Genomic DNA, 24,796 nt, shown 5'->3' with positions numbered 1-24,796 from the left:
ATTGCTTCTGGAAAGTGCATCGATCGGATCGGGCTAAAGTGAAACGCAACGGTAATCCGAAAATTTGCGACAGAACGGATGTACGCGCCCCCGCGCTGGATGCCTGTAATCTTGAGCAATTTTCCGGCCTTCCGCTCAGCCAGATTGTGCCAAAACGAAATCGGAGGACGGCAGCACTCTAATTAGCAGGTTGGGCATTCCATCAGCCTTCAGGCATCAAACACAAGATGAAAATGGCTGGGAAAACCGGCAGTACCAGTTTGGATATGCCCGGTGTCTCCGGGCGCGCGGCGGAGGTTTTTCTGTGCCAGAAGCGGCTTGAGGATCGCGGGGATGACCGCCTTATTGATTCCATCGCCAAAACACTTGTGCATGCCATAGCCCCAGATGACGTAATCGTCCCAGGGCCGATCGATGCGGAACTCATTTGGCGCGGCAATGTCGTAACGGTCGAAACAGGCAGAGAAATTTGCCGCAAAGACCAACTGACCCTTTCGGACTTTCAGCCGACGCAGGGTCGAAGGGGCAATGACGCAATCATGGACCGCGCGGCGATAAATCACCGGATTGAACGGGTTGAAGCGCAGCGCTTCCCAAATATGTTGCGCGAGCAAAGTGTCGTTGCCTGACACTGCCGCCTTGTGGGCCGAGGCGAGCGCGTCGGGGCGGTTCAAAAGCTCGTCGAGCGCAAGGCAACTGGCCTTGGAAATGGTTGGGATGGCACCGATCAGCAGGCCGAGGAGATTGTTGCGTATGCCAAGATCGCTCATACCCGGCGTACCTGCGGATTGCAGGGCCAGACAGCGGTTGAGGATATCTGGCACATCGGTCGGTTTTGATTTGCGATCCGCGATCTGAGAATCAAGATAGTCGCGCAGCTCGGCAGCCTGTCCAAGGGCATTGGCATCCCCCTGTGGGTCAGCGCCAAGATCCAGAAACAGGAACCAAAACAGATTGGTTGTCCACTCCTGCATTTTTTCACGCTCTCCACCACAACCGAAATATGTTCGGGTCATATCCCAAGGGACTTCGAGCGTCAGCGCAGGGACGATATCGATTTTGCCACGGCTGTCTGCAACGATCCTGTTGGCCAGTTCTCTTGCGCGTGGCCGCACGATTTCGTCAACGTCGGTCATCCGTGCGGCAAGGCGCATCGCGGAGGTGTCCCGCGTATAGTCCCAGCCCGGCTGCATCCCGAGGAAAAAGTTATCACCCGCAGTCAACTGACGCATCCTGGCACCGTAAACGACTTCAAAATCAGCGTTGCGGTTCAAAACATCAATACAATCAGCGCGACGGGTGACAACGGCAGTTCCTGTGTTCTCGTAACATTTCATTACCACTTTACTGATCGCAAAATTTGGCCAGAAGGCCCGCAAAAACGCAAAAACCTTGCGTTGCGTGGTCGGCTGAAGGAAGAAAACATTGATTTGTCCTGAGATCAGGGCCTTGAGGCCCAGCACCAGCAGATAAAGCAGCGAGTACAAAGCCTCGCCCAATGTTGTGAGGCGCTGGACAATAACAATAAAAATGTTGGCGATGGCGTTTAGCATGGCAGACCTCGGTTCAGGTGGGGTCGACAATTCCCATCGCCATCATCCGCAACGCGGTCAGGGAAGGTGCAAAGAAATAATCTCCTCCACGGCATTCGACAAAGGTCTTGAGCTTGCTCATCACATACGGCGGCTTGCCCGATCTGGGGTCGGAGGGAATGGTACAGCGTTTGTGATGTCCGTGATTGCCAATCATCGGGCAGGTGTTGTTGCCCTGATGGAAATCGAGACCGTATTGAATCCATTGCTGTTGCACAAATTCAAACTGGCGAAAGAGGCTGGCGCCCATAGTCATCATGATCACGCCCTGTTCGGTCTCGTCATCCTTCTTGTCGAAATTTGATGGGCCATACGGCAGACCCCGTCGCAGGAGGCGTCGGCGGTTGTTGAGAGCACTGGTTGCATTGGCGTTCTCCAGCGGCTGTGTCGCCTGAGCCAAGCTGTCCTGATTGAGCGGATCAAGGTAATCCCGGGTGTTCACGCGGCGCATATGGGCACCAAGAGGGCATTTGTAGCCCCCCATATCGTCTGCATAGCGGAATTCGCGGGCCTCAGGAGAGGCGATATAAGCGATGTTTTTCTTGAATCCCTCCAGAGGATCTACACCCTCGCCGCGAAACCCCATCTTTTCGCCAAAGGCGACCCATTCGGCATAGGTCGGAACCACGGACAATGGGACCCCATCAGACCAGCGGCCAGCCATCTTGGCGCGCAGAGTTTCCACTGCCTCCTCAAGACCGATCTCCATCACCTTGGCATAGCGCGTGGCTTCCTCTCGAACCACTTCATCAAAGGTGCAAACGTTTTCATGGAGTTTGCGGAAAGCAAAGAAAGTGCCGTTTTGCATGAATTCCGGAGGTGCCGCGCTTGGTGGCAATTCTTGGCTTTCGTCCGGGTGACCTAGGATAAATTCGCCCGTCGCAATCGGCTGCCAGCCTTTTCCCATTTGCTTTCCCTGGCCGATCACTGCAATCTTGGCTTCCTCCTCAGGGTACTGGCCTTCAAACACCGGGTTGCCAATACCATCGGTAAACCCGAAATGCTCCTTCGGGGTAGGGACAACGACATTGCCTATCTTTTCAAAGACCGCTGAGGCGTCCTGATAGGGCTGATCACCGTTGGAGCCGATGCCTTGCAAATGTTTCACTCCGGCGGTCCTGGCGGAGTCAAGGAGCCATGACGTTTGTTCTTCCAGAGCTGAATGCGGTTTGTCAGGTGTCGCCTGGCTCAGGCTTTGCGCGTTCAGGCCAACCATCATATGCACATCGTTCACACCAAACCCAAGCGTGCCCGGTTCGCGGCTTTTTTGCCAGATTGGATCCCAGTGTTTGTCCCAGTCGTCTCTTTTTGCTTCTTCTTCGGTTTCGGTCTGATCCCGATCCCCCAGAATAAACGCGCGAGCCTTCATCCCTTCGATGAATTCATCGGGCATGGCCTGCAGCGTGCGCACCGGGAGCTGCAGCGCCAGAAGCCCAGGAAAGGTCAAACCGACATTTATAGTACACAGTGGCCGGTCCTCTGGTTTTGTCCAGCGGGCAGAGGTGGTCACCTTCTTACGCACCATATCCACAAAGGCGCGACCGGCCCTGGGCGAAGGAAAATGAAAGAAGATATAGCGGGCAAACGGAAAAGAATATCGGCCATACGCCCGCGTGACGTTTCCTTGAATATCATGCAGATTAAGCTCACGTGTCATATCAAGCTCGCCTAGTTAGGAAATCACGTTGCGCGGGTCAGCCGATGAAATGACCCCGGGTCTTTGCGTTTTAGAATGGCGATTTTGTGGTTTGTGTTCGGCGATGAATGCTCCGAAAGCGTTGTGCAGTTCCTCTGCCGACACCCCTTGGTTCTGAATGAAGAAGTCAGAAAATTTCTGTTGGATATAAAGAGACTTTAGAACCGAAGGTAGATCGTCATATTTCGCCGGAGGCAACGGCTTTTCACCATTTCGTATGGCATATTTGATGGCCAGAAAAGCCGCGACAAAACCCAGAACAAAGCCGCAAATACAGGTCAGAAAAATTGGCCATCCCAAAAACGGGACCGTACTTACGCCGAAAATCCAAAGTAAAAATAGCACGATCCCCACCACGAACGGCGCCAAAACACCATACAGCAAGGGTTTATATGGCAGGATGTGAAACTTTGGAAGTTCAAGGTAGTAATCGTGAAATGGCATTGTCGTCTCGACGTGGCACTTGTCCAGAAAATTGGCGAAGTCATCAGCCGTCTCGACAGTTTCGAAGCCATAACAATTTGAATAGACGGCAAACAGTTCGTCGCTCATCGTGCCCCAGAGTTCTCGGGCATATGCGGCACGCACATGGCGCTGAGCCTCGGCCGTCAGATTGGTCGGAAGCGGGTCGCCCGTGTTTACAATCGCATCCACATCGGCGCAGAAAACTAAATAGGCTGCTTTGAGCCTGTCCACCGGTTGGGGTACGGTTTGCTGGACGCCCTTGATCTGCGCAACAATAGGGTTTTCGGTGATGCGCCCGTTAAAAACGACATCGTTGAGCACGAACATCCGCGCCAGATGGTTGCGGGTGTTGCGCGAAAACGGGCTGTTGAACTGTGCGGTTTCGGTTGCAGGGGACTGATGTGCGGTTGGAAAGGACGCCAATGCCATACGAACCCGCTGCACATATGACGATTGAGGATCCCCGGCAGATGCCCCGGGCTTGATCGGGGCCATGGTTGTCAAGAAGAAATGTCCTGTATCCAGATCAGGCATCGGTTTTCTCCTTCCGGACCTCGGCGCGCTGAAAGGCGAACCTTTCCTGAGCGGCGGCGATGTATTCTTCGCGATTCACGTCGGCGCGCTCGGTATCGAGGCTTGCAACCGGACCAAAACCGGGATCACCCAGACCAATCTGAATGGAATGCGCAACCTTGCGATAAGCTGCTGAAAATTCTTCGGGCGTCAATTTTCGGTGCAACTCCGAGAGCATTAGCACCTGATCATAGATCGAAAGACTGGTTTTGATGTCCCTCTGGGCTGAGCCGGGAGTTGCATTGTAGTAGTAGTCGTTGCTGATTTGATTGAAGGAGATATAATTCTTGAACGGTGTGATCGGGATCGAGCGGGGGTATTTGATCGCCGAATACCAGAACAGATCAAGCCCGCTCGGGATGCCGTCCGAGAAAGCATCGATATATTGATCCCAGGTTCCGTTAAAGTTTGAACAGAACAGAACATAATCGTTCTTTAGCTCTTCTTTCCCTTGCCCGAGGTTTGGCCAGTCACCGGGTTTGATAATCACCCATCGAGCGAAGTGGATCAGTGACAGCCCCAAGAGCCCCAAAAGGTTCGATGGAAGGCCACGAGACGCCATGAAAAGCAATCGATTTAACCATGTAATCTTTGGATTGCTCGGAGTGACCACGTTCATAGCATAGGCTTTACCAGCAATATTCGACATGGAGACCTCTGACAAAAAACACCTACAATTTTGTATTGTGCACCCACCAGTTGTAGTGTGGCAAGAAAAATTACATCGAGAGAGCGTAGTTGAATGGAGATCAGGAGTTCGGAACGCGCACTCCCCGAGACGGATTTGAGGTGGTGCCGTGGAAATCGTGCATGCCAAGTTCCGTCACCTGATTCATAACCCAGGTGCCAATCTTGGCTTCTATTTTTTGATTTTCGAAGCTGCGCGCCCTAGGGTCGGGACTTCGGTAACGGGGACCTTTCAGTCAAGCGCTTTTTGACATGCGTATCCGGCCGCCTGTTTGCGGTTTGATGGGCGTTTTTGCTGAGCAGTCCTTTCATCACTGCCGCCTTCGTCTGAGATCACCCGGGTGCATGCTTCGGTCCGTGGTCAGCGCGGGGCTGCCAACATGATGCTGGTTCAATGCAATTCCGATGTGCCCATCTCATTGGCGTGCTCGATATGGATCGGCAACAGTCCAGACTACGGCATCATCGCAACCACGTCCCTGGGGGACCTCGAAGGCCTGCAGTCAGGTGGTCGACGGCAGGAAGCTCATTCTTTTAGGCTTCGTGGGGCCCGGCAAGATCTGACCGGAAGTCTGCATCATCGAGCCACATCCTGTGCAGGATGACGCTCATACGCCTTGCCAAGGCAACCATGGCGCGCTTTCCGCCACGGCGTCGCGCGACCTGTGCGCCCCATGTTCTTAGCCACGTCGACCGCCCGCGATGCATCATGACAGTCGCGGCCTGACACACTGCACGGCGCAGGTTAACGTCGCCTGCCTTCGTGATGCCGCCCGATACGTCGCGTTCGCCCGACTGGTTGCGCGATGGTGTCATCCCGACCCACGCGCCAACTTTCTTGGAGGATCTGAACCGGGAAGGATCGTCGACAGCTGATCGGTAGGTGAGCGCAACCATCGCACCGACCCCAGGCATGGACATAAGTCGTCGGCATACTGGATCATCCTGAGCCATCTGGCGAACAAGGCGCTCCAATCCTGCCAGCTCCTGTCGCAAGGATGCTCGCGCGCGCAGCATCGGTGCCGTCGCTGTCTCCAGCATTGGATTGCCATCTGCCAGTTCGCGAATACGCTGGTCATATCGGCCCCGAGAGATGGCACCAACCTTGAGCCCGAAGTTCCGCAAGAGCCCACGCATCGACATCTTCAAGGCGATCATGCCCTGCTGGATAGCCTTTCGGGCCCCGACCACGGCAGGGACTTCCTGCGCCGAGACGGACTTACAGTGAACCGGTGTGAACAAACCAAGATGAAGACGCCGTGCAATACCCTCGGCATTCCTGCGATCCGTCTTGATCGGCATGGCCTTCAGGGCACCTTTCACTTGCCGTGTTTCCATCAGGACGACATCCAGTCCGGCATCTGTCAGCCCAAGATGCAGCCACTGCGACAAGGGGCCAGCCTCCAGTCCGATGGCCGCGACAGTGCCTTCCTGTTCTCGAGCCCAACGCACCAATGCCTCGGGTTCACTGGCGACCTGCGCCTCATTCACGATCTTGCCGTGCTCGCTGATGACGCAAATCGCAGTCTTCGCGAGCGACACATCCAACCCAATAAACAGTCTCATCTCCTCGTCCTCCATATGGATCCAATACGGGATGGTCGATACCTTGCCCCTAATATTGCAAGCGGTAACAGGCAGTGCGCGCCGCAGGCCCCGTTACAGCATCTCGTTCTTGATTAGAGCCAGAACATGACGGTTGCGGCCAAAGCGATAGCAGAGAGGTCGGTCTCCGCGCAGCTGTCGCCGAGCCTGCTGGATCTGTTGCGCGACTATTGGCGCGAGTCGCGCCCCGAGGGATGGTTGTTCCCCCCTCTCGGCGATGCAAGCATCACCTGCCGGGCAGTGGGCAAGCCAAAGATCAGCCCGCTATCGCCCCGACAACTGAACCGTGCATTCACCTCGGCCAAGCACATGGCGGGCATCAAGAAGGCCGCAACGCTGCACACGCTGCGGCACAGCTTCGCCACGCATCTGCTGGAGGCCAACACCGACGTGCGCGTGATCCAGGTGCTGCTCGGCAACTCCAAGCTGACGACCACTGCCCGGTATGCCCATGTTGCAACAAAGACCATCCGCAGCACCGTCAGCCCTTTCGAGCAGATGAAGCTCTTGCAAGACGAGACCTTGCGACGAGGGTTGGAATAGCGACAGGGGCCGGTGCCCCGGCCAAAGTTGGAGATCGCTGACATCTTCCGCACCCATGGTCCTGCGTAGCGGCAGGCCAATGCGAGGCATGGCAGCCTCTCCCAGTTGAAGGTGATGTCAGCGATTGAAGCCTGCCGAACCGAGGCGCTTGGCGGGCATGTGGCCGGTTGCACCAAGTGCGGCCACCACCACTTCGCCTACAATTCCTGCAAGAACCGGCACTGCCCGAAGTGTCAGGGACCAGCCGCGCGGGACTGTCGTTGTCGACGGTCCCTGAATTGCGCCCCGCTTCGATGGTCTTCATAAGCAGCCACTCGGCTCCTTCCTCTCCGATCCGCTTGCGCCACCGCGTCAACGAGGAGGGATCGATCGGAGGTCGATGCTGAAAGAACGTAGGCGCTACGGCGCTAACCGTTTGCTCGCCATCGTAAGCACCGTCCGCCAGAAATAGGTCAACGGGACCGTCGATCTGATCCAGCAGGCCCGGCAGCTCGGTCGGATCACCAGTGTCATCAGCGCCAAATCAGAGCAAACGATCTGGCCGCTGACAAGATCAAGGCCAAGGTGCAGCTTGCGCCGAGAGCGCCGTTTGCGCTTGGTTTTATGCTTTTTCTCCAGCCGTTCGCCTTCGCCGAACATCTTTAACCCAGTGCTATCCACGACCAAATGTACTGGCTCGGTGCTCTTGGGCAAAGCTTTGGGAGACAAACTCAGCCCATTGCCCCTGCGGGACAAGGTCGTGAAATCGGCACTTCGATCTCAAACCCCAGCAGTCCAGCGATGGAGCGCATCAAGCCTTGAGTTTGGCGCAGCGGCTGCCTGAACAACATGCCAAAGGTCAGCCAAAGCTCAATCGCCGATCCCGAATAGATAGCTTGGCCGCCAGGCGTCGTTCGGGGCGCCGCCCATAAAGCGACAGCCACTTGGCTGGTCCAAACGGTCAGATCGCCGCGCCGCCGCAGGCTTTCGTTATAATCGGCGCAATTGCTCACCCGACGCTTTTGCTTCGGGATCTTGTCACGGCGATCAGCGTTGAATTTGTGCGGTATTTATAGCATTCTCAAGAAGGCAGACCGCAGCCAATATCAGTGGAGTGGGGGTCCATGCAACAACGCCAATTTCTCTCAAGCTCTCAAAAGATAGCCTCCCGGTTTGGGTCATCGCGCACAATGAAAGGTGAGGCTGCCCTTTTTTACCGCTAACGCGATTGCGTCAGAGGGCGGGGCGTCAGACACCAGCATGTGGACATCGCTGAGCGTGCCTAGGCGGACAAGGCCGCGATGACCGAATTTGCTGCTGTCCACGGCCAGAAGCACCTTTTGTGACTGGCGCATGGCGCATTGCACGGTTTCGACCTCAGCCTGATCGTCATCGCCCAGATCACCTTCGTCATCCACGCCGGACACCGACAGGATGGATATGTCGAATTTGAAGCCCGAGATGAAGGAACGCGACTGTTCCTGAAACACACCGCCGTCGACCTGCCGCACAAAGCCGCCCGGGACGGCGATCGTGAAATCCGTGACTTCGCTGAGATAGGCGGCGATCCGCAGGCTGTAGCTGAGCACGCGCAAGTTTTTGCGGCGAACCAACGCGCGAGCGACCGCCTCGCAGGTCGTGCCGGTGTCGAGAAAGATCGAGGCGCCATCGTCGATAAGATCTGCCACACAGGCGCCGATGCGTTCCTTGGCCTGGGCATTGCGAATGCGTCGGCTGCGCAGTTCGTTCGGGTCGATTGAATTGGCAACCATCGCGCCGCCATGCAGACGCCGCAGCTTGCCCAGTTTTTCCAGTTCCATGATGTCGCGGCGGGCGGTCTGCTGCGTGACCGAAAAGCGGCTGGATACCTCTTCGAGCGAGATGTAGCGCTGCGCACCGAGCTGCTGCATCAAAAGGCGCTGCCTGACGCTCTTCTTGTCTTCGCCGTCCATGTTTTGCTTCACCATCTTATTCCCGGATGCGGGTCTTGTCGCCCGTGTTCCAGCCTTGTTAGCATAAAAGAACCGCGGCAGTCGCCTGCCGCGGCCCGTATCTGACCTGTTTCGGGATCAGAAGTTCACTTTCAGTGTCGCGCCAAAGCTGTTGCTGTGCCCCGCGTCGCCGAAACCGCCGGTGTAGCCAACCGACAGCGCGGTCTGCGCGGTCAGATTGACCCCCAGCGCCAGGTTCACCTTGACCACATCTTCGGCCATGCCGGTCCCGTCGACCGAGAAGCCGTTGCCGCCTGCAAAGGCCATGTCTGCCGTGGGCGCGTCGGCATCAAAGACGTGCTGCCAGCCGAGTTCGCCGGACAGACGCACCGGCATTGCCCCCTGGGAGAGCAGCGTCTGCCCCCGCAGGCCGATTTCACCGACCGTGGCGTCATAGTCGTTGCCGCTGAGCTTGAGCGCCGCTGCACCGCCGTTTTCGCGTGTGGCATCGGTCTGAACCGACAGGCGCGCGATATTGCCATAGGGTTGCAGGACAGAGGTCTTGATCGCGATGTCATAGGCAACTTCGGCAAAGAGCTGCCTGGTTTCGGCGTCGTAATCGGCCGTCAGCGTGTCCGCAAAGGTGCCGAAGGCCACCCCACGCGAGCTATCGATCTGGCTGTGTGTCCATGTCAGACCGGTTGTCACATGGGCCGCCCCAATGGAACGCCCACCGAACAAGCCGAGGCTGGTATATGTGCTGTCAGCCTTGCCGTCGACGCTGTCCAGCGTGGCCTTGTCCTTGCCGTAGCCGAGCATGGCCCCATAGGTCCAGCCGCTTCCCAGGCTGCCGTTCACACCCACAAGCGTGCCAAAGGAGGACCGGTTCAGCGTGCTGGTGTCGTCCCCGTCGGTTTCGGACGTGCCGCCATAGGTCTGCATCCAGACCTGCGGTGTGTCACTACCCACATCGGCGCGCATCTGACCCAGGGCGGTGTTGCGCAGGTCATTGCCCTGATCGGCCAGCACCGTCATGACCGAGGCGTGCAACTCGCCCGACAAGTCGCTGAAGGCGAGATTGGCTGTGTCAGCGTCCAGCATGACAACCTTGTCATAGAGCGTGTTGCCCGAACCAAGGCTTTCGACACCCGTTGCCGTTGCGCGGGCGTTCGGGGTCTTTGCGACCCTGTCAAAGGCGGTGTCGTTGCGATCCAAGGTAAGCGAGACATCCTGCGTGCTGTAGGCGAGGGAGGCATCGAGGAAGGCCAGAGACGAACTGACAGAGGCAAAGCTTCCGGTGACGGCGCCGCCGGCCTGCATCACCACATAGCTTGTGGATGGCGCATAGTCGCCCGTGGCCGCCAGAGCCAGTGCCGTTCCGCCGTTGATGGTGATATCGCCCGTGGCCGTCACAACGTCAGAGTCGCCTGCGGCATTCACCTCGATTTCGAACAGGGAACCGGTGCCAAGCGTCAGATCGCCGTTGATGTTCAGCGTGCCGATGCTGTTGCCTGCAGCCAGTTTGGCGCCGTTGCCGATGGTCAGAGAACCGACTGTTCCCGAGCCGCCAATTGCACCGCCCTCTGAAATGGTGACCCCCGAGGAGTTTGCGATGGAGCCGTTGACGACCAGCAGACCTTTGCTGACATTTGTGGCGCCGGTGTAGCTGTTGTCCGCTTCCAGAATGAGCGTGCCATCGCCGCGCTTGTCCAGCGCGCCGCTGCCCGAGATATCCCGAAGCGCGAACACCCGTGCGTCAGCATCGCGGATGTCGAGCCAGCCGCCGGTGCCTTCGAGGCTGATCTCGCGGTTCAGCGTGGTCATGGCGGTGCCGGCAACCGCAAGGCCGCCATTGTCCAGACGCAGATCAGCAGCAGAGGTGCCAAGGGCGGCATCTTCTTCGACACGGATGGTCCCTGCATCCGTGACCAGCGTTTCAGAGATGAAGCTGTGGTCGTCTATGCAATAGTCCGCGATGGCCTGGCCAAGGCGGGAATCGGTGCTGGTGCAATCCAGCAGCGTCGTCTTTTCCGCATCCGTCAGCCAGTCGAGGATCGGATTGCCGTTTTCATCCGAAACCTGCCCCAGATAGACATCGTTGCGCATATTGTTGCGGGTCAGGTGGAATTCGGCGTCATCGGCAAAGGTGTTGGCTTCATTACTCCAGACCAGACGGGTTTTTTCGCTGTCTGCGGTTTTGTCGTAATATTCCAGCTTGGGGCCGACCCAGGCCAGATCATGCGCCACCAGTTCGTGGTCGGAATAAGCCTTGCCGGTCGAGGTCACATCGGTCTGATCCAGCACGCCAGTATAGAGGTCCGTCGGGTCATTGACGATCTTCCACCATTTGCCAAAAGGCCGTGAGACCATGAAGTGGTCGATCGCGCTGCGGTCCCAGCTGGGCCAGGTGTTGGTGGCGTCCTCCTCGACCGAGGTCCAGGTGGTGCTGCCGTCCGCCAGAACGTGGGGCGCGAACTGTTCGCGCTGCGCTTCGGTCTGCAGCATGATGAAGTCGCGCTTCATCTTGTTCATAGAGACGGGCAGGTTGTCGTTGATCGGGTACATTTCCTCGGCGAACAGGGTGTCGGGAATATCGGTCAGGCTCAGGCTCTGACCTTTGTGATCGGCGATGAATTGGGACATGGCGGCGGGATCGACGGCGTATTGTTCCAGCAGCGTGCCGTAAAAGGTGTTGTTGGAGCGCAGGTAGTTCTGCAGGATCAGCTTTTGTTGACTGGCGCGGTTCAGGCCGCGTTCAGACACGTCGGCGGCGTTGTAATCTCCCACCAGAATGACCGAACGGTTGGTGGATTTCGCCCATTCCGTGATACCCGCAATTTCGTTTAGGCGGGTGCCCGAGGTGTCGCGATAATCGAGGTGGACCGAGCCGAAGACGGTTTCTGGCACGCCACCGGCTCCGGTGGTGGTCTGATAGGCGACGGAATCGCCGTTTGTGCTGGTGCCCAGGGTGCCGTCAACGCGCGATAGGATGCCGGTATCACCTTGTTTTATATAAGTGTATTCGCCAAGCCCCGCATCGCGCAGACGCTGCTGAAGGCCGCTCAGATAGGCTTCGCTTCCCAGTTCCTGAAAGGCGATGATGTCATAGCCGCCGTTGGTGAACAGCGGTGCAATGGCATCGAGGTTGCTGCGGAACTGATCACCCCAGGTGTTGAAGGTCAGAACGCGCAGCGCGCCGTTTGTTTCGGCATGTGCGGGGCTGCTCAGCAGGCCAAGGGCCGCTACGCCGCTGAGCAGGGCAACACGGAGGGAATCGCCGGGACGGATATTTGTCCGCCGTTTGGGAGGAAAGCTGATTTTCATGGTGTCCTACGAAATGTGACTGAGTGAGGTTGGCAAAGGGCGCGAGAGCACGAAGCCCGCAGGTGTCCTATGACCCTTGTGAATGTCACTTTTATTACATCATGTAATATTAATTACATTTTAACACTATCACTTAGCACGAATGGCTTGAAAGGGCTGGAACCGGCGGCCTGTCAGAAACGCTGCGAGTGGCGGGCTTCCGGCTCGTGCCGTTTTAAGGACCGACCGGGACCCCGGTCCCCTGCTTTAGATTTCCACGCCTTCCGATATTGTCAGCGCGTCCTCTAGGTCAACGCCGAGATAACGGACAATGCTGTCCATTTTTGCATGGCTGAAGAGAAGCTGAACGGCGCGCAAGTTCCCCGTTTTTCGTTAGATTTGCGCAACCTTAGTGCGCCGCATCGAGTGTGTGCCGTAAGCGCTTAGCTCAAGCCCGATGGACGTCACCCACTCCCGAACTAACCGGGCATATTGCTTGGTGGAAATGTGAGATCGATTACCGATTGATGTCTGTGAGCGGCTCAAGCACTGTGACACAATCGACAGAACCCCTTCGTCCAGGTGTGCATTGCGCCCAAGACGTCTGGGACCTCTTGGCCGAGAACCGACCGTTGCGAACGCCAAAGCCTCGGCGGCTGGTGCGATAGGTTTCGTCAGTTGTCGCGCCGCCGCGCATGCCACTGTCCCTCTCGGCCTGCTTGACCCATCCGGCGAGGTGCGGCGCGACGTTGCGTGAACGGTGGCGTCTCAAGTAAGGATAAGAGAGGACTTCAAACGTCGCAAAAAGAATAGACGCACGCAGGGTGACACCCTATGCGGGGCACATGAACAGCGCCATCTCTACCACACCGTCCACTGACCGCATCCTCGCCGGCGTCGCCCTGATGCTGGGGTTTTGCGTGACCGCGCCCCTGCTGGATGTGGCGGCCAAGCTGGCGTCGAGCAGCGTGCCTGTCGGACAAATCACCGCCGCACGTTTTGTTGTGCAGTGCGCGCTGATGGCGCCGTTTGTCTGGGTCATGGGGCTGTCGTTGCGAGTGGCGCGGGGGCAATGGCTGGCGCTGCTGTTTCGCGCGGTGTTCTTGTTGGTCTCGACCTTTTGTTTCATCGCCGCGATCCGCGTCATGCCCCTGGCCGATGCCCTGGCGATTGTGTTCGTGGCCCCGTTCATCGTGCTGCTGGTGGGCAAGTTCTACCTTGGCGAAGATGTCGGTCCGCGCCGCGTGGGGGCGGCGATTGTGGGCTTTGTGGGTGTCTTGTTTGTGATCCAGCCCAGTTTCGCGGCCTTTGGCACTGTGGCGCTGTTTCCGCTGGGCACAGCGGTCGGGTTTGCATCTTATATTCTTGTGACGCGCGGGCTGTCGCGGCGGATGCATCCCGTCGCCTTGCAATTCCACACCGGCCTTGTTGCCAGTCTGCTGTGCCTCCCGGTGATGATACTGGCACAAGGCACCGGGGCTGAGCAGTTTGATCCGGTTTGGCCCACAGGGGTTGCGTGGCTCTGGCTGCTGGGCGTCGGTTTTTTCGCCACGCTGAGCCATATGATGATGACATATGCGCTGTCTCTGGCGCCCTCGGCCACGCTGGCGCCATTGCAATATCTGGAACTGCCGGTGGCGACCTTGCTGGGCTATCTGGTGTTCCGCGATTTCCCCAACCCGCTGACCTTGACCGGCATCGCCATTATCATCGGCGCGGGGCTGTATATGATCCACCGCGAAAGAGTAACAGCCCGCCAGTTGATCACCGAGCGCGCCGCCCCTCCGATTTAAGGTGGAAGGCTCTCAGTGGCGAAAAGCGCCCACAGCGGTCGGTTTGTGTTGCGTCAGATGCTAATGTGCAATCGTCGTGTCTCGGCCCTTCTCGGATATCCATTCCCGACGCAGCGCCTGCTCCACCCCATCGGATACGCTGCAAACGCAGGATTCCGAGGCCAAATTCGTGCAAATTGACACTTAGGGCATCCGCAAAGATAATTGAATCGGTTCGTCTATCTCGATGTGCGGCGGTGTGACTCACCGCTCTGGAATTCTCTGCCGTGGTGGGTGATGTTACCGATTGCTGCATGATCGATCGACAGGGGATTAAGCGGCGGTGGAAGGCGGACGGCTCGAAGCGTGACGAACGTGGCCGACGCGTTTTTGCCGCGAGCGAGGCCCGCGCGGTGGGCCGCGGCGGGATTGCCGCGACGTCGGAGATCACGGGACTTGCCCGCTCGACGATCGGGCGCGGACTAAAAGAGCTCGATGGGCCGTCGCCGCCGCACGGCCGGGTGCGTCGTGAAGGCGGTGGTCCTCGACTGTTAACGGAGCGCGCTCCGACCTTGAGCGCCTGGTTGAGCCGGCAACGTTGGGCGATCCGGAGCGGCCGCTATTATGGGTGTCAAAGAGCCTGGACAAGCTGGTGCGCGCGCTTGGCGACATGGGCCATGCGATCAGTCCCAAAAGCCTGCGCAAGCTGCTTGTCAGGCTCGGCTTCTCGCAGCCCCATGTCGCTACACACTCAAGTTAAAAGTCAGGTTTGGGATATCTTGAGCATTAGATCAGTGCATGCGATGCTGCGGGCGGGCCGTTTGGGCTACTTGAGAAACCAAAAGTAATGGCTAAGATTCCCACCTCGCGCGTCGACAAGCTTCTGTCATCCATGGGCTATGGTTCGCGCAACGAAATGGCGCGAATGGCCAAGGCTGGCGGTATCACTCTGGACGCTGCCGAGCTCCTTGACGTCACTAAACGCATCCCTGTCACTCCAGATTTGCCAACCCGCATGGAGATCGAGGGCGAGGCGCTCGATCCCGTCGCGGGCATGGTGATTCTTTTGAACAAGCCTTTGGGCATGACCTGTTCGCACAAGGAAGACGGTGCTCTAGTCTATGACTTCCTGCCCGAGCGCTGGAAACGGCGTGATCCGGCGATCTCGACCATCGGCCGATTGGACAAGCAGACGTCCGGTCTTCTGTTGCTGACCGATGATGGCGACCTGCTTCACCGGGTCATCAGCCCCAAGCGCCACGTCAAAAAGACCTATCGCGCCAAGCTGGCCCGCCCGCTCGATGGCACCGAAGGCGAGCTGTTTGCCTCGGGCCATTTGATGCTGGAGGGTGAGGACAAGCCGCTGGCTCCTGCCGAACTGGAAGTGGTCTCGGAAACCGAAGCCCTACTTAATGTCACCGAGGGCCGATACCATCAGGTGCGCCGCATGTTTGCTGCCACAGGCAACCACGTCGAAAAACTGCACCGCGAACGTCTGGGCGGTCTGTCACTGCCTGATGGCACGGCTCCCGGTCAGTGGAAGCTGCTGAGTGAAGAAGAGATCGCCTTGATCTTTCAGTAAGCCGAAGGTGGGGTGATCTCAACATGTGTGGTTGAACGACATCCATCTCTGTGGAGGTTATGCCAATAGTTTTTCTGCGGTTTAAAAAGCATAGCATAAATAGGCGTTTCCACAGAGTCTCCGCCCTCACGCCAACTGTTACCAGAGCAGAGTGTCGGTCGGCTGAATGTCCGCTTCCACGCCACGGGGAGTTTGAAGCGCCGCACCTGCGAGGGGCACCTCACCGCCCTCCATGACCGACGAGCCGCGGCGCAGCATCGGGGTCGGTGGCAGATGTCCGCAAAGGTGCAGGTTTTTCGGACGCCACGCGCTGGGTTTTTGGTGACGCGGAGCGTTGCTTGGCATCGGAGAAGCGCTCAAGCAGGAAATCGCGGGATCGGGCTTGGTGGGTGGTTTGTTGCTATGGGGATTTGGGCGGCGGGCTTGCGTCGGATCCGATCTGACAGACCCGTTGAACGAGCCCCGTCAGGCTAGGCCCGGGGGCAGGCTTGCAGGCATTTGGACGATATGCGCGATATTTTGTTGGCGTCATCCACTTTTGGCGCGCCGACAATTGGAGCAGCGCATCATGATGGGTTCGCAGGTGACATCGTCTGCGGGTATTCGATGTCAGTGCGAGCACAGATGTCAGGCTTGCGGCTGAGTATCGCGGCCGGGGTGCGGTCCCCTTGAAGCGCCAAGGCCGCGCACCTGGGACCACAGGCAAGCTCAGAGCGCACATTGCCTTCCTGGTAGAGATCGTCCGTGCCGAACCCAACATCACACTGAAGGAACTGGCCACAGCGCTGCAAGAGACACATGGCGTGTCGGTGCACCTTTCGTCGATCCACCGGGCACTGGTCCGCTCCGGTCTGTCATATAAAAAAAGGCCTGATCGCGCAGGAGCGTGCGCGCAGTGATGTCAGGCTGGCGCGACATGACCGGACCCTGCGCCGCCAGCGCTTCATGCGAGAAAGAGCACAGCGGCTGGTCTTTATTGACGAAACGTCGGTCACGTCGAACATGACCCGCCTGTGCGGTCGGTGTGCCGTTGGCGAACGTCTGTTCGGTGTGGCACCGTTCGGGCTCTGGCGGACCAAACAGTCATCGCAGGGCTGACCTGCCAGGCCTTGATCGCACCATGGGTCATCGGCGGTGCAATGGATCGGGCCGCTATCGACATTTACGTCGAGACCCATCTCGCTCCAGCGCTTCGTTCCACGCCTGAGAAAGGATCGCACCATCAAACCGCGGGATCAAACAGCTAGCAATAGGGCAAATTTCTAACGATCTCGGTCCTCGCGGTATGATTTTGGCGAAACACCGAATGTACGGCTAAAGGTTCGGCTGAAAAATGATGACTCGCGAAACCCTGATTTGTGGGCGATTTCTGACACGGAAAGGCGCGTGTATTCGAGCAGACGTTTCGCTTCTAAAAGCCTTCGTTGCCGCACAAGGTCATGAGGTGGCGCGCCGAGTATGTTGCGACACAACCGTGTCAAATGAGGTGCAGAAATGCCGACCTTGTCGGCGTAATCGCGCACCATGAGGTCCTCACTGAAAAACTGCTCAACAAGACCGCAGAAACTTTCGGCCTGTGCTTCGTGCCGTGTCAGCGGCAACGATTGCAAGACATTACCGATAGAAGTTTCCCGGCGCAGATCGCCGGAAATACATATGATGATCAGCTGCGTCAAAGACAACAGCAGTTCGGCACGCTCGACCTTCATTCCATGATACGTCTGTCCGAGCTGGGCAATCGATGTCTGAATGAGGTCGAAATTTGCGCAACGGCCGCATGGCAGGATAGCGCCCGCGCGCATCTCTGGGCGATCGAGTAAATCAGCAAGGTCGCTTCCCAGTTCATTGGTCCTAAGGCTCAGCACGTCGCCCACAACCTCTTCGGCAAACCGGAATCCATGTGCAATGCCGGGAGGAATGAAGAGTGCGATCGGCTCGGAACTGGTGTGGGTGATATCAGCGACGCGGAACGATACGCCGGGCGTCTGAAAAAGAAAAACTTGCGCCAGGCGCTTGTGACGATGAAGTCGAATTGTCCAATGGTGCTTGCTGCTGCGCTCTTGGATCGTTTCATGGTGGACAGGATCTGTATAGCTTCCAGAAAGCAGTTCACCGTAGAGTTCATAGTTTGGAATCGAGTTTTTGGTCACTTTTTTTGCTGCCCATGATCTGGTTGGCATTTTGCGACTATGATCGAATAGTTCAAGAAATTGATTTTGCAGTTCATGGTTGTCGGCAGTTCCTTCGCTATGATGGGGCAAGACAAGTCAGTCCATGGGAGGATATCATGACACGTTTCACGCGGCTTTTGGCCCTTTCCACGTCTGCGCTTGTGGTCATCACGCTATCGACGGCCGCCTATGCGCAGGAGTTTACCTTTTCCATTCACCACTTCCTGAGCCCCAAGTCGCCAGCACAAACGATGTTGCTTGAACCTTGGGTCAAGGCGGTCGAGGAAGCGTCTGATGGCAGGATTGCCTTCGAGGTCTTTCCTGCGATGTCTCTGGGCGGCGCGCCGCCGGAATTGTTCAGCCAAGTGCGCGATGGCGTTGCGGATCTCGTGTGGACGCTGCCCGGATATACGCCCGGCACATTCCCGCGCACGGAAGTCTTCGAGTTGCCCAACGTGCACATCGGTGATGCGCGGGCGACAAATCTGGCCATTCAGGACATGATGGAGGACCTTGCCGCAGATTACGAGGATGTCCATCCGATTCTGGTGCATGTTCATGCTGGAAATGCGCTGCACGTGGCGACCGGCTCTGTCACGTCAGCGGCAGATTTTCAGGGACTCAAGGTGCGCAGCCCATCGCGGACCGGGGCCTGGGTGCTGGAAGCGCTGAAGGCAGAGCCCGTGGGCATGCCAGTTCCTGCGCTGCCGCAAGCCTTGTCGAAGGGCACCGTGGATGCCGCCCTCGTGCCGTTCGAGGTTGCTATTCCACTAGGTCTGGCCGAATTGACCAAGCAGTCAGTGGAGCTTGATCAAGGTGGACGGTTCGGGACTTCGAGCTTCCTGTTTGCCATGAACAAGACTGCCTACGAATCTCTGCCCGCCGACCTGCAGCAGGTTATCGACGATCATTCCGGCATGGCGCTGGCCGAGGAGATGGGAAACGCCTGGAACGATATCGAGCCGGTTGGCAAGAAGATTGCTGAGGACGCCGGAAATCAGGTCGTTGCGCTTTCGCCAGAAGCAACATCAGAATTCCAGGCTCCCTTCGAGGCTGTCGCGCAACGTTGGGCCCAAGAAGCGCGCGGTTTGGGCATCGACGGTGCGGCTTTGCTTGAAAAAGCGCGGGCGGCTGTGATGGCGCATTCCGAATAAAATGACATAAGGAAGGGGAATGATGCGCCAGAATGCCTTGTTTTCGCGATTGATCAGCCTGTGGGCATTGTTTGGCGGGGCGTTGCTGTTGCTGATCGTTCTTGCCACGGCTGTCAACGCGATCGGCTTTACCGCCAATACCATCGCGCGCAGTTGGGGTGGCACTGTCCCCGGACTGTCGGGTTACGAAGACGCGGTGACCATGCTGGTCGGTGTCGCGGCACTGGCCATGTTCCCTTATTGTCAGCTCCATGGTGGCCATGCCGCTGTGGATGTCTTCATGCAGAAGGCACCCAAATTTGCGAACCGTATGGTGTGCGTGATCTCGGGCCTGCTGGTGATCGCGGTCAGCATGACGATGGCCGTCATGTTGATTTACGGCACCATCGAAACGCGTGCTGACAACACGGAAACCGCCGTTCTGGGCTGGCCGATCTGGATCTTCATGCCACTCGCCGTCGTTTCTTGCGTTTTGTGGGCACTGGCAGCATTCATCGAAACCTTCATGTCGGAGAGTGCCTACAATGGAGCGTGAGTTGATCGGCATCTGCGGCCTTGTCGCGCTTTTCCTGCTGATCATGCTCCGGATCCCGGTCGCATTGGCGATGCTGGTGACGGGCGTGGTTGGAACCTTCGCGCTTAGCCTCGCGTCGCCGTTCATCAAGTTTGGCCCCTACCTTCTGCAATTCAAGACGGCGATCTGGAACAGCGTCGCCAATTATGACCTCTCGGTGGTGCCGCTTTTTGTTCTGATGGGATTTCTCGCTGCAGAAACAGGCCTAAGCCGCGATCTTTTTCAGGGCCTGAGCGCGCTAACGCGCAAGATCAAGGGCGGTGTCGCCATGGCGACTATTCTGGCTTGTGCCGGCTTCGGCGCAGTCAGCGGGTCGTCCATCGCGACCGCGTCGACCATGAGCCGCGTCGCCCTGCCTGAATTGCGCAAGCTTAAATATGATGAAGGCCTGTCCACCGGCGTTCTGGCGGCAGGCGGAACCCTTGGCATCCTGATCCCCCCTTCGGTCGCGCTGGTAATCTACGCGATCGTCGTCGAAGCCTCGATCATCGACATGTTTCAGGCCGCGATCATTCCCGGCCTGATGGCGGTCGTCTTTTTCCTGATCGTCATCCGTCTGCGCATTGCGCGCAATCCCAGCCTTGCCCCGACCCTCACCCCGATGAGCGACAAAGACGTCAAACACGCCACTCGCCGCTTGCTGCCAGTTGGCCTGATTTTTGGCACGATCATTCTTGGTCTTGGCATGGGGCTGTTCACGCCGACACCCGCTGCCGGCATCGGGGTTTTCCTGATCCTCGCCTATGGGATGTTACTGCGCGGCATGTCCAACAACGACGGTTTGACGCTGGAGCGGCTGAAGACTGCCCTGCTGGCCACCGCGAATACAGCGTCGATGATATATTTCGTCCTGTTTTCGGCCGATATTCTGAAAGGTTTCTTTGCGCGCACAAACCTGCCCACCGCGCTCAGCGACTGGGCTGCGGCTTCGACGCTGGAACCCTACACGATCCTTCTGGCCATGTTGGTGATGCTGATTGTTCTTGGTTGTTTCATGGAAAGCCTGTCGATGATCCTTGTCGTTGTACCATTCTTCTGGCCCGTCCTCATCCAGCTGAATGGCGGTGATTATGTTAGTGCGGAAAGTGCAGCATTCGGCATGACAACGGATGACCTGCGCATCTGGTTTGGTATTCTCGCGCTAATTGTCGTCGAGCTGGGCCTGATCACACCGCCAGTCGGTCTGAACGTCTTTGTCATTAAGTCGTTTTCGCCAGACACCAGCATTGCAACCATATTTCGCGGCGTCGCCCCCTTCTTTGGGATCGAGTTGATCCGGGTCACCATCCTGATCCTGATCCCGGGGCTGACGCTTTTTCTCACCCGCGTTTTGTAAGGATTCGTCATGACAAGAACCGTCAAGACTCAGGTCTGTATCATCGGAGCAGGACCAAGCGGGCTCCTTCTCTCGCAGCTTCTTGCAAATGTCGGCATCGATACGGTCGTGCTTGACCGAAAGGACCGCGCCTACATTGAAGGCCGGATTAGGGCCGGCGTACTGGAACAGGGCACCGTCACCGCATTGGAAGAGGCTGGCGTTGCCGACCGTTTGCACCGCGAGGGTCTGCCCCACGAAGGGTTCGAAATTTCCTTCGACGGTGACAGGCACCGCATCGACATCAAAGCGCTGACCGACAAGACGGTGACCGTCTATGGCCAGACCGAGGTGACGAAGGATCTGTTCGACAAACGCTTTGCCGAAGGGCAGCAGTTCTTTTTCAATGTCGAGAACGTCACACCGATCGACCTCAAGTCTGCGACGCCGCGCGTGGCCTTTACCCATGATGGCGAACATGTGGTGATCGCATGCGACTACATTTCAGGCTGCGACGGTTTCCACGGCGTATCGCGTCAGGCCATTCCCGCCGACGTCTTGAAAACATTCGAGCGGGTTTATCCTTTCGGATGGCTGGGAGCAATGGTCGACAAACCACCCGTTAGCCACGAGCTGATCTATGCCAACCACGAACGTGGATTCGCTCTGGCCTCCATGCGCTCCGAGACACGCAGCCGCTATTATGTTCAGTGCGACGTGAACGACGACATCGGCGCATGGTCCGACGACCGTTTCTGGGAAGAGCTTGCGCTCCGTCTGGGTCCGGATGCGGCTTCCAACCTGACTACCGGACCATCCTTCGAGAAATCTATTGCGCCGCTGCGATCTTTCGTGGCCGAGCCAATGCGCTATGGCAACCTGTTCTTGGCCGGCGATGCCGCACATATAGTGCCGCCTACGGGCGCAAAGGGGCTGAACCTGGCCATGGCGGATATCCGCATTCTGTCGCGCGCGCTGATTGAGCATTACAAGGATAGAAACGATCACTTTATCGAAACTTATTCCCAGACGGTCCTGACCCGTGTGTGGAAAGTCGAGCGATTTTCGTGGCAGCTGTCGACCCTTATGCATCAATTTCCCCAGAACTCGCCTTTCGAGAAGCGAATGCAGCGGGCAGAATTCGACTTCCTCTCGTCGTCCGAGTCGGCCTCACGCGCCATCGCTGAAAACTATGTTGGATTACCATTGGATTAAATCATGCAAGCCATCACACTCAATCGCCAACTCGTCGCCTATAGGTACCGTGCAGGTCGAGGCGGCCCATGCGTCGTCTTCGCCAACTCGTTGGGCAGCGACCAAAGCCTGTGGGACGATGTCATTACGCATCTTGGTAGCGGATTCGACACGCTGACGTACGACCTGCGCGGTCACGGTCTGAGCGGTGTATCGCAGGATTACACGGTTGTGGACATGGCCGATGACCTTATCGAGCTGCTTGATGCGCTAGGGCTGCGTGATGTGATCCTTTGCGGCGTGTCGGTCGGTGGCATGGTGGCACAATCGGTTGCCGCGCGGCGTCGCGATCTGCTGCGGAGTGTGATCCTCTCGAACACGGCGGCGCGGATCGGTAGTGACGCGCGTTGGAACGACCGGATCGCGGCCGTTCGAACTGGCGGGATCGAGAGTGTCGCTGATGCAATCCTCGAGACCTGGTTCGCGCCGAAGTACCGCGAAGCAAAGACGGACCTTTTGGCGCTTCACCGCTCCATGCTATGCAGGACTACGGCTGAGGGTTATGTCGCCACCTGCACCGCTATCCGAGACACGGACCTGAGCGCTGCGGCTGGAAATATTTCTACTCCAGTATTGTGTATCGCGGGGGCACAGGATCGTTCGGTGACGCCTGATCAGGTCGATACACTGGCAAAAGCTATACCGAATGCGCGGCTTGAAGTGCTGGAAGGCGTCGGCCACATGCCGGCGCTGGAAGCCCCGAGAGAGATGGCCGCACTGATCGAAGAGATGGCCAAAACCACGGCCGACATCTTTGAACAAGGCATGAAAACACGGCGCGGGATTCTGGGAGACGCACACGTCGACCGCGCGGAAGCTGCGAAAACCGACTTCGATCTGCCGTTCCAGAACCTGATCATCGAAGGGGCCTGGGGCAGCGTCTGGTCTGATCCTGCAATCTCTCGGCGCGAACGATCCATGCTGACGCTTGCGCTCTTGGCCGCGATGGGAAACTTCGAAGAGATTCCCATGCATGTTCGCGCCACCGCCCGAACCGGCGCCAGCGCGCGCGACATCCAGCAGGCTTTTCAGCATGTTGCCATCTATTGTGGCGTGCCCAAGGCCAACCATGCCCTCAAACTAGCCGGGACCACCTTGGCCGAAATGACGAGCGACACCCATGACTGACCTCATTGCTTCACGCGACCTCGACTGGCATCCGCCGCCATTGGCCCCGGATTATCGCAGCTCGCAGCTGCGTGCGCCGCAAAATGCACGGCTGCACTATGACCCGACCCAGACCGAGATGTCCGGGCCGACCTTCGGACATGTCCTGCTGGGCAAGCTCGACGACGATCTGATCCTGAACTACGCCCAAGCCGGCGAGGCGGCCATCGGTCCGCGCATTGTCGTGCACGGGAAGCTCTTGGACGAAAACAGGCGCCCGGTGCCAGGCAAGCTTATCGAGGTCTGGCAGGCCAATGCCGGTGGGCGCTATCGTCATAAGAGAGACGGCTATCTGGCGCCGCTCGACCCCAATTTCGGTGGCTGTGGCCGGTGTATCTCTGCCGCGGATGGGAGCTACAGCTTTCGCACCGTCCAGCCCGGCCCTTATCCGTGGCCGAACGGCGGGAACGACTGGCGTCCGGCACATATCCATTTTTCGATTTTTGGAGATGGGTTTGCCCAGAGAATGATCACACAGATGTATTTCGAAGGCGATCCGCATATCGCGCTCTGCCCAATCGTGCAGGCGATTCCCGGTGACGCCGCCATCGACACCCTGGTGGCACGGCTCGACATGGACGCAACGATCCCGATGGATATCCGTGCCTACCGCTTTGATATCGTATTGCGCGGACGCGCCCAGACGTTGTTCGAAAACCGTATGGAGGGTCTGTGATGGCCGATCTCAAGGAATCTCCATCTCAGACGGCAGGGCCCTACGTTCACATCGGCTGCATGCCGACCTTCGCAGGGTTGGAGGGGATGTTCCACGGCACCGACCTTGGCGCGCGGATGATCACCGGCGATCCCATGGGCGACCGGATCACGCTGAGCGTCAGGATTATCGACGGCGCGGGTGATCCCTTGACGGACGCGATGGTCGAAATCTGGCAGCCCGGCCCCGACGGCGGCTTCGGCACGACGACCGGGTTCAGCAATTGGGGTCGCCAGCCAACCTGTGCGGACACTGGCGACGCTGTGTTCGAGACTTTGATGCCCGGCGCACCTCAAGGACAGGCCCCGCACGTCTTTGTCTGGATCGCGGCGCGGGGCATCAATATGGCCCTGATGACCCGCATCTATTTCCCCGACGACACCAACCGGTCCGATCCGGTCTTCACACGCGCCGGTGACCGCGCGGGCACGCTTGTAGCCACGCTCGCAGACCAAGGCTTTAGCCACATAATTCACCTTCAGGGCGAAAAAGAGACGGTGTTTTTCGATGTCTAACGTGATTGGCAAACCCTGCATCCTGTGTTGTGCGATCACCGGCTCACTACCGTGCAAGTCGAACAGCAAGGCTGTACCGATCTCGGTCTCCGTACAGGTGGAGAGCTCTCATGCAGCGGGAGAGGTGGGAGCAATAATCATCGGTTCTGTCGCAAAGCTTTCGTGACTTGAGTGCTTTTTGCGGTGGGCTTTACCTTTGAGGC

General features: G+C 57.9%; 20 protein-coding genes and 7 pseudogenes. 15 read left to right on the top strand and 12 right to left on the bottom strand.

The window, feature by feature from the left end; genetic code table 11:
• The coding region (locus tag P775_RS28630; protein ID WP_218967754.1) for a hypothetical protein at window positions 1-182 on the top strand (182 nt) is incomplete at its 5' end.
• 27 nt (window positions 183-209) lie between these two features.
• Here P775_RS28630 and P775_RS23595 read toward each other — a convergent pair.
• The 5 genes from P775_RS23595 to P775_RS23575 form a co-directional block, all read right to left on the bottom strand.
• Window positions 210-1,553 carry a cytochrome P450 gene (locus P775_RS23595; RefSeq protein WP_099913283.1) on the bottom strand — a complete coding sequence of 448 codons (1,344 nt, stop codon included), beginning with the start codon at window positions 1,551-1,553 and terminating at the stop codon, window positions 210-212.
• Between the two features lie 13 nt (window positions 1,554-1,566).
• Window positions 1,567-3,249 carry a peroxidase gene (locus tag P775_RS23590; RefSeq protein WP_099913282.1) on the bottom strand — a complete coding sequence of 561 codons (1,683 nt, stop codon included), beginning with the start codon at window positions 3,247-3,249 and terminating at the stop codon, window positions 1,567-1,569.
• A 15-nt stretch (window positions 3,250-3,264) separates the two neighbouring features.
• Window positions 3,265-4,287: a hypothetical protein gene (locus P775_RS23585; RefSeq protein WP_099913281.1), complete on the bottom strand. Its 1,023-nt coding sequence runs from the start codon at window positions 4,285-4,287 to the stop codon at window positions 3,265-3,267.
• A complete protein-coding gene (locus tag P775_RS23580; RefSeq protein WP_099913280.1) occupies window positions 4,280-4,975 on the bottom strand; it encodes a hypothetical protein in 696 nt (231 codons plus the stop codon). The genes P775_RS23585 and P775_RS23580 overlap by 8 nt, the downstream gene beginning before the upstream one ends.
• A gap of 572 nt (window positions 4,976-5,547) precedes the next feature.
• The gene (locus P775_RS23575) at window positions 5,548-6,579 is read right to left on the bottom strand and encodes an IS110 family RNA-guided transposase (protein WP_099913287.1); all 1,032 of its coding nucleotides are present in this window, start codon (window positions 6,577-6,579) and stop codon (window positions 5,548-5,550) included.
• A gap of 168 nt (window positions 6,580-6,747) precedes the next feature.
• Between P775_RS23575 and P775_RS23570 the strand changes: the two are divergent.
• Both P775_RS23570 and P775_RS23565 read left to right on the top strand, forming a co-directional pair.
• Window positions 6,748-7,161 (top strand): annotated as a pseudogene (locus P775_RS23570) (tyrosine-type recombinase/integrase); the annotation flags it as partial.
• Window positions 7,162-7,173: 12 nt separating this feature from the next.
• Window positions 7,174-7,458: pseudogene (locus P775_RS23565) on the top strand (transposase zinc-binding domain-containing protein); the annotation flags it as partial.
• Here P775_RS23565 and P775_RS23560 read toward each other — a convergent pair.
• From P775_RS23560 to P775_RS29200, 6 genes and pseudogenes are all read right to left on the bottom strand, one after another.
• Window positions 7,388-7,555 (bottom strand): annotated as a pseudogene (locus tag P775_RS23560) (IS5/IS1182 family transposase); the annotation flags it as partial. The pseudogenes P775_RS23565 and P775_RS23560 overlap by 71 nt on opposite strands.
• A 5-nt stretch (window positions 7,556-7,560) precedes the next feature.
• Entirely contained in the window at window positions 7,561-7,800 is a 240-nt protein-coding gene (locus P775_RS29210; RefSeq protein WP_245875836.1) for a hypothetical protein, read from the bottom strand.
• A 51-nt stretch (window positions 7,801-7,851) separates the two neighbouring features.
• Window positions 7,852-8,084: pseudogene (locus P775_RS29205) on the bottom strand (transposase); the annotation flags it as partial.
• Between the two features lie 234 nt (window positions 8,085-8,318).
• Window positions 8,319-9,107, bottom strand: coding sequence for a DeoR/GlpR family DNA-binding transcription regulator (locus tag P775_RS23550; protein WP_245875834.1), 789 nt, complete (start codon window positions 9,105-9,107; stop codon window positions 8,319-8,321).
• Window positions 9,108-9,209: 102 nt separating this feature from the next.
• Window positions 9,210-12,395, bottom strand: a complete 3,186-nt coding sequence (locus P775_RS23545; RefSeq protein ID WP_099913278.1) for an autotransporter domain-containing protein — start codon at window positions 12,393-12,395, stop codon at window positions 9,210-9,212.
• A gap of 246 nt (window positions 12,396-12,641) precedes the next feature.
• Window positions 12,642-12,890, bottom strand: a pseudogene (locus P775_RS29200) (site-specific integrase); the annotation flags it as partial.
• A gap of 329 nt (window positions 12,891-13,219) precedes the next feature.
• Between P775_RS29200 and P775_RS23540 the strand changes: the two are divergent.
• The 4 genes and pseudogenes from P775_RS23540 (at window position 13,220) to P775_RS30020 (ending at window position 16,627) form a co-directional block, all read left to right on the top strand.
• Complete coding sequence (locus P775_RS23540; RefSeq protein WP_099913285.1) at window positions 13,220-14,167, top strand: DMT family transporter; 948 nt, start codon at window positions 13,220-13,222, stop codon at window positions 14,165-14,167.
• 293 nt (window positions 14,168-14,460) lie between these two features.
• A pseudogene (locus P775_RS30025) lies at window positions 14,461-14,879 on the top strand (ISAzo13-like element transposase-related protein); the annotation flags it as partial.
• 114 nt (window positions 14,880-14,993) lie between these two features.
• Window positions 14,994-15,728: a pseudouridine synthase gene (locus P775_RS23530; protein WP_099913276.1), complete on the top strand. Its 735-nt coding sequence runs from the start codon at window positions 14,994-14,996 to the stop codon at window positions 15,726-15,728.
• Between the two features lie 668 nt (window positions 15,729-16,396).
• On the top strand, window positions 16,397-16,627 hold the full coding sequence (locus P775_RS30020; protein WP_180287558.1) for a winged helix-turn-helix domain-containing protein: 231 nt from the start codon (window positions 16,397-16,399) through the stop codon (window positions 16,625-16,627).
• Window positions 16,628-16,990: 363 nt separating this feature from the next.
• On the opposite strand, the gene P775_RS23520 is transcribed toward P775_RS30020, so the two are convergent.
• A complete protein-coding gene (locus P775_RS23520) occupies window positions 16,991-17,878 on the bottom strand; it encodes a helix-turn-helix domain-containing protein (protein WP_180287557.1) in 888 nt (295 codons plus the stop codon).
• Between P775_RS23520 and P775_RS23515 the strand changes: the two genes are divergently transcribed.
• From P775_RS23515 to P775_RS29185, 8 genes and pseudogenes are all read left to right on the top strand, one after another.
• On the top strand, window positions 17,857-19,053 hold the full coding sequence (locus P775_RS23515; RefSeq protein WP_245875833.1) for a TRAP transporter substrate-binding protein: 1,197 nt from the start codon (window positions 17,857-17,859) through the stop codon (window positions 19,051-19,053). The two genes, P775_RS23520 and P775_RS23515, sit on opposite strands and share 22 nt — an antisense overlap.
• 19 nt (window positions 19,054-19,072) lie before the next feature.
• The gene (locus tag P775_RS23510) at window positions 19,073-19,588 is read left to right on the top strand and encodes a TRAP transporter small permease (protein ID WP_245875832.1); all 516 of its coding nucleotides are present in this window, start codon (window positions 19,073-19,075) and stop codon (window positions 19,586-19,588) included.
• A gap of 1 nt (window position 19,589) precedes the next feature.
• Complete coding sequence (locus tag P775_RS23505; RefSeq protein ID WP_342749688.1) at window positions 19,590-20,963, top strand: TRAP transporter large permease; 1,374 nt, start codon at window positions 19,590-19,592, stop codon at window positions 20,961-20,963.
• 9 nt (window positions 20,964-20,972) lie between these two features.
• Window positions 20,973-22,157: a 4-hydroxybenzoate 3-monooxygenase gene (pobA, locus tag P775_RS23500; RefSeq protein WP_099913271.1), complete on the top strand. Its 1,185-nt coding sequence runs from the start codon at window positions 20,973-20,975 to the stop codon at window positions 22,155-22,157.
• A 3-nt stretch (window positions 22,158-22,160) separates the two neighbouring features.
• Window positions 22,161-23,324 carry a bifunctional 3-oxoadipate enol-lactonase/4-carboxymuconolactone decarboxylase PcaDC gene (gene pcaDC / locus P775_RS30070; protein ID WP_099913270.1) on the top strand — a complete coding sequence of 388 codons (1,164 nt, stop codon included), beginning with the start codon at window positions 22,161-22,163 and terminating at the stop codon, window positions 23,322-23,324.
• Window positions 23,317-24,039 carry a protocatechuate 3,4-dioxygenase subunit beta gene (pcaH, locus tag P775_RS23490; RefSeq protein ID WP_099913269.1) on the top strand — a complete coding sequence of 241 codons (723 nt, stop codon included), beginning with the start codon at window positions 23,317-23,319 and terminating at the stop codon, window positions 24,037-24,039. Before pcaDC ends, pcaH begins: the two co-directional genes overlap by 8 nt.
• A complete protein-coding gene (gene pcaG, locus P775_RS23485) occupies window positions 24,039-24,593 on the top strand; it encodes a protocatechuate 3,4-dioxygenase subunit alpha (protein ID WP_099913268.1) in 555 nt (184 codons plus the stop codon). Before pcaH ends, pcaG begins: the two co-directional genes overlap by 1 nt.
• Window positions 24,586-24,732 (top strand): annotated as a pseudogene (locus tag P775_RS29185) (3-keto-5-aminohexanoate cleavage protein); the annotation flags it as partial. The gene pcaG and the pseudogene P775_RS29185, both read left to right, overlap by 8 nt.
• Window positions 24,733-24,796 lie beyond the last annotated feature (64 nt).

Origin of the sequence: Puniceibacterium antarcticum (assembly GCF_002760615.1) — a bacterium.
In the GTDB taxonomy this organism is placed as follows: domain Bacteria; phylum Pseudomonadota; class Alphaproteobacteria; order Rhodobacterales; family Rhodobacteraceae; genus Puniceibacterium; species Puniceibacterium antarcticum.
This window is presented reverse-complemented; position numbering and strand designations above follow the sequence as displayed.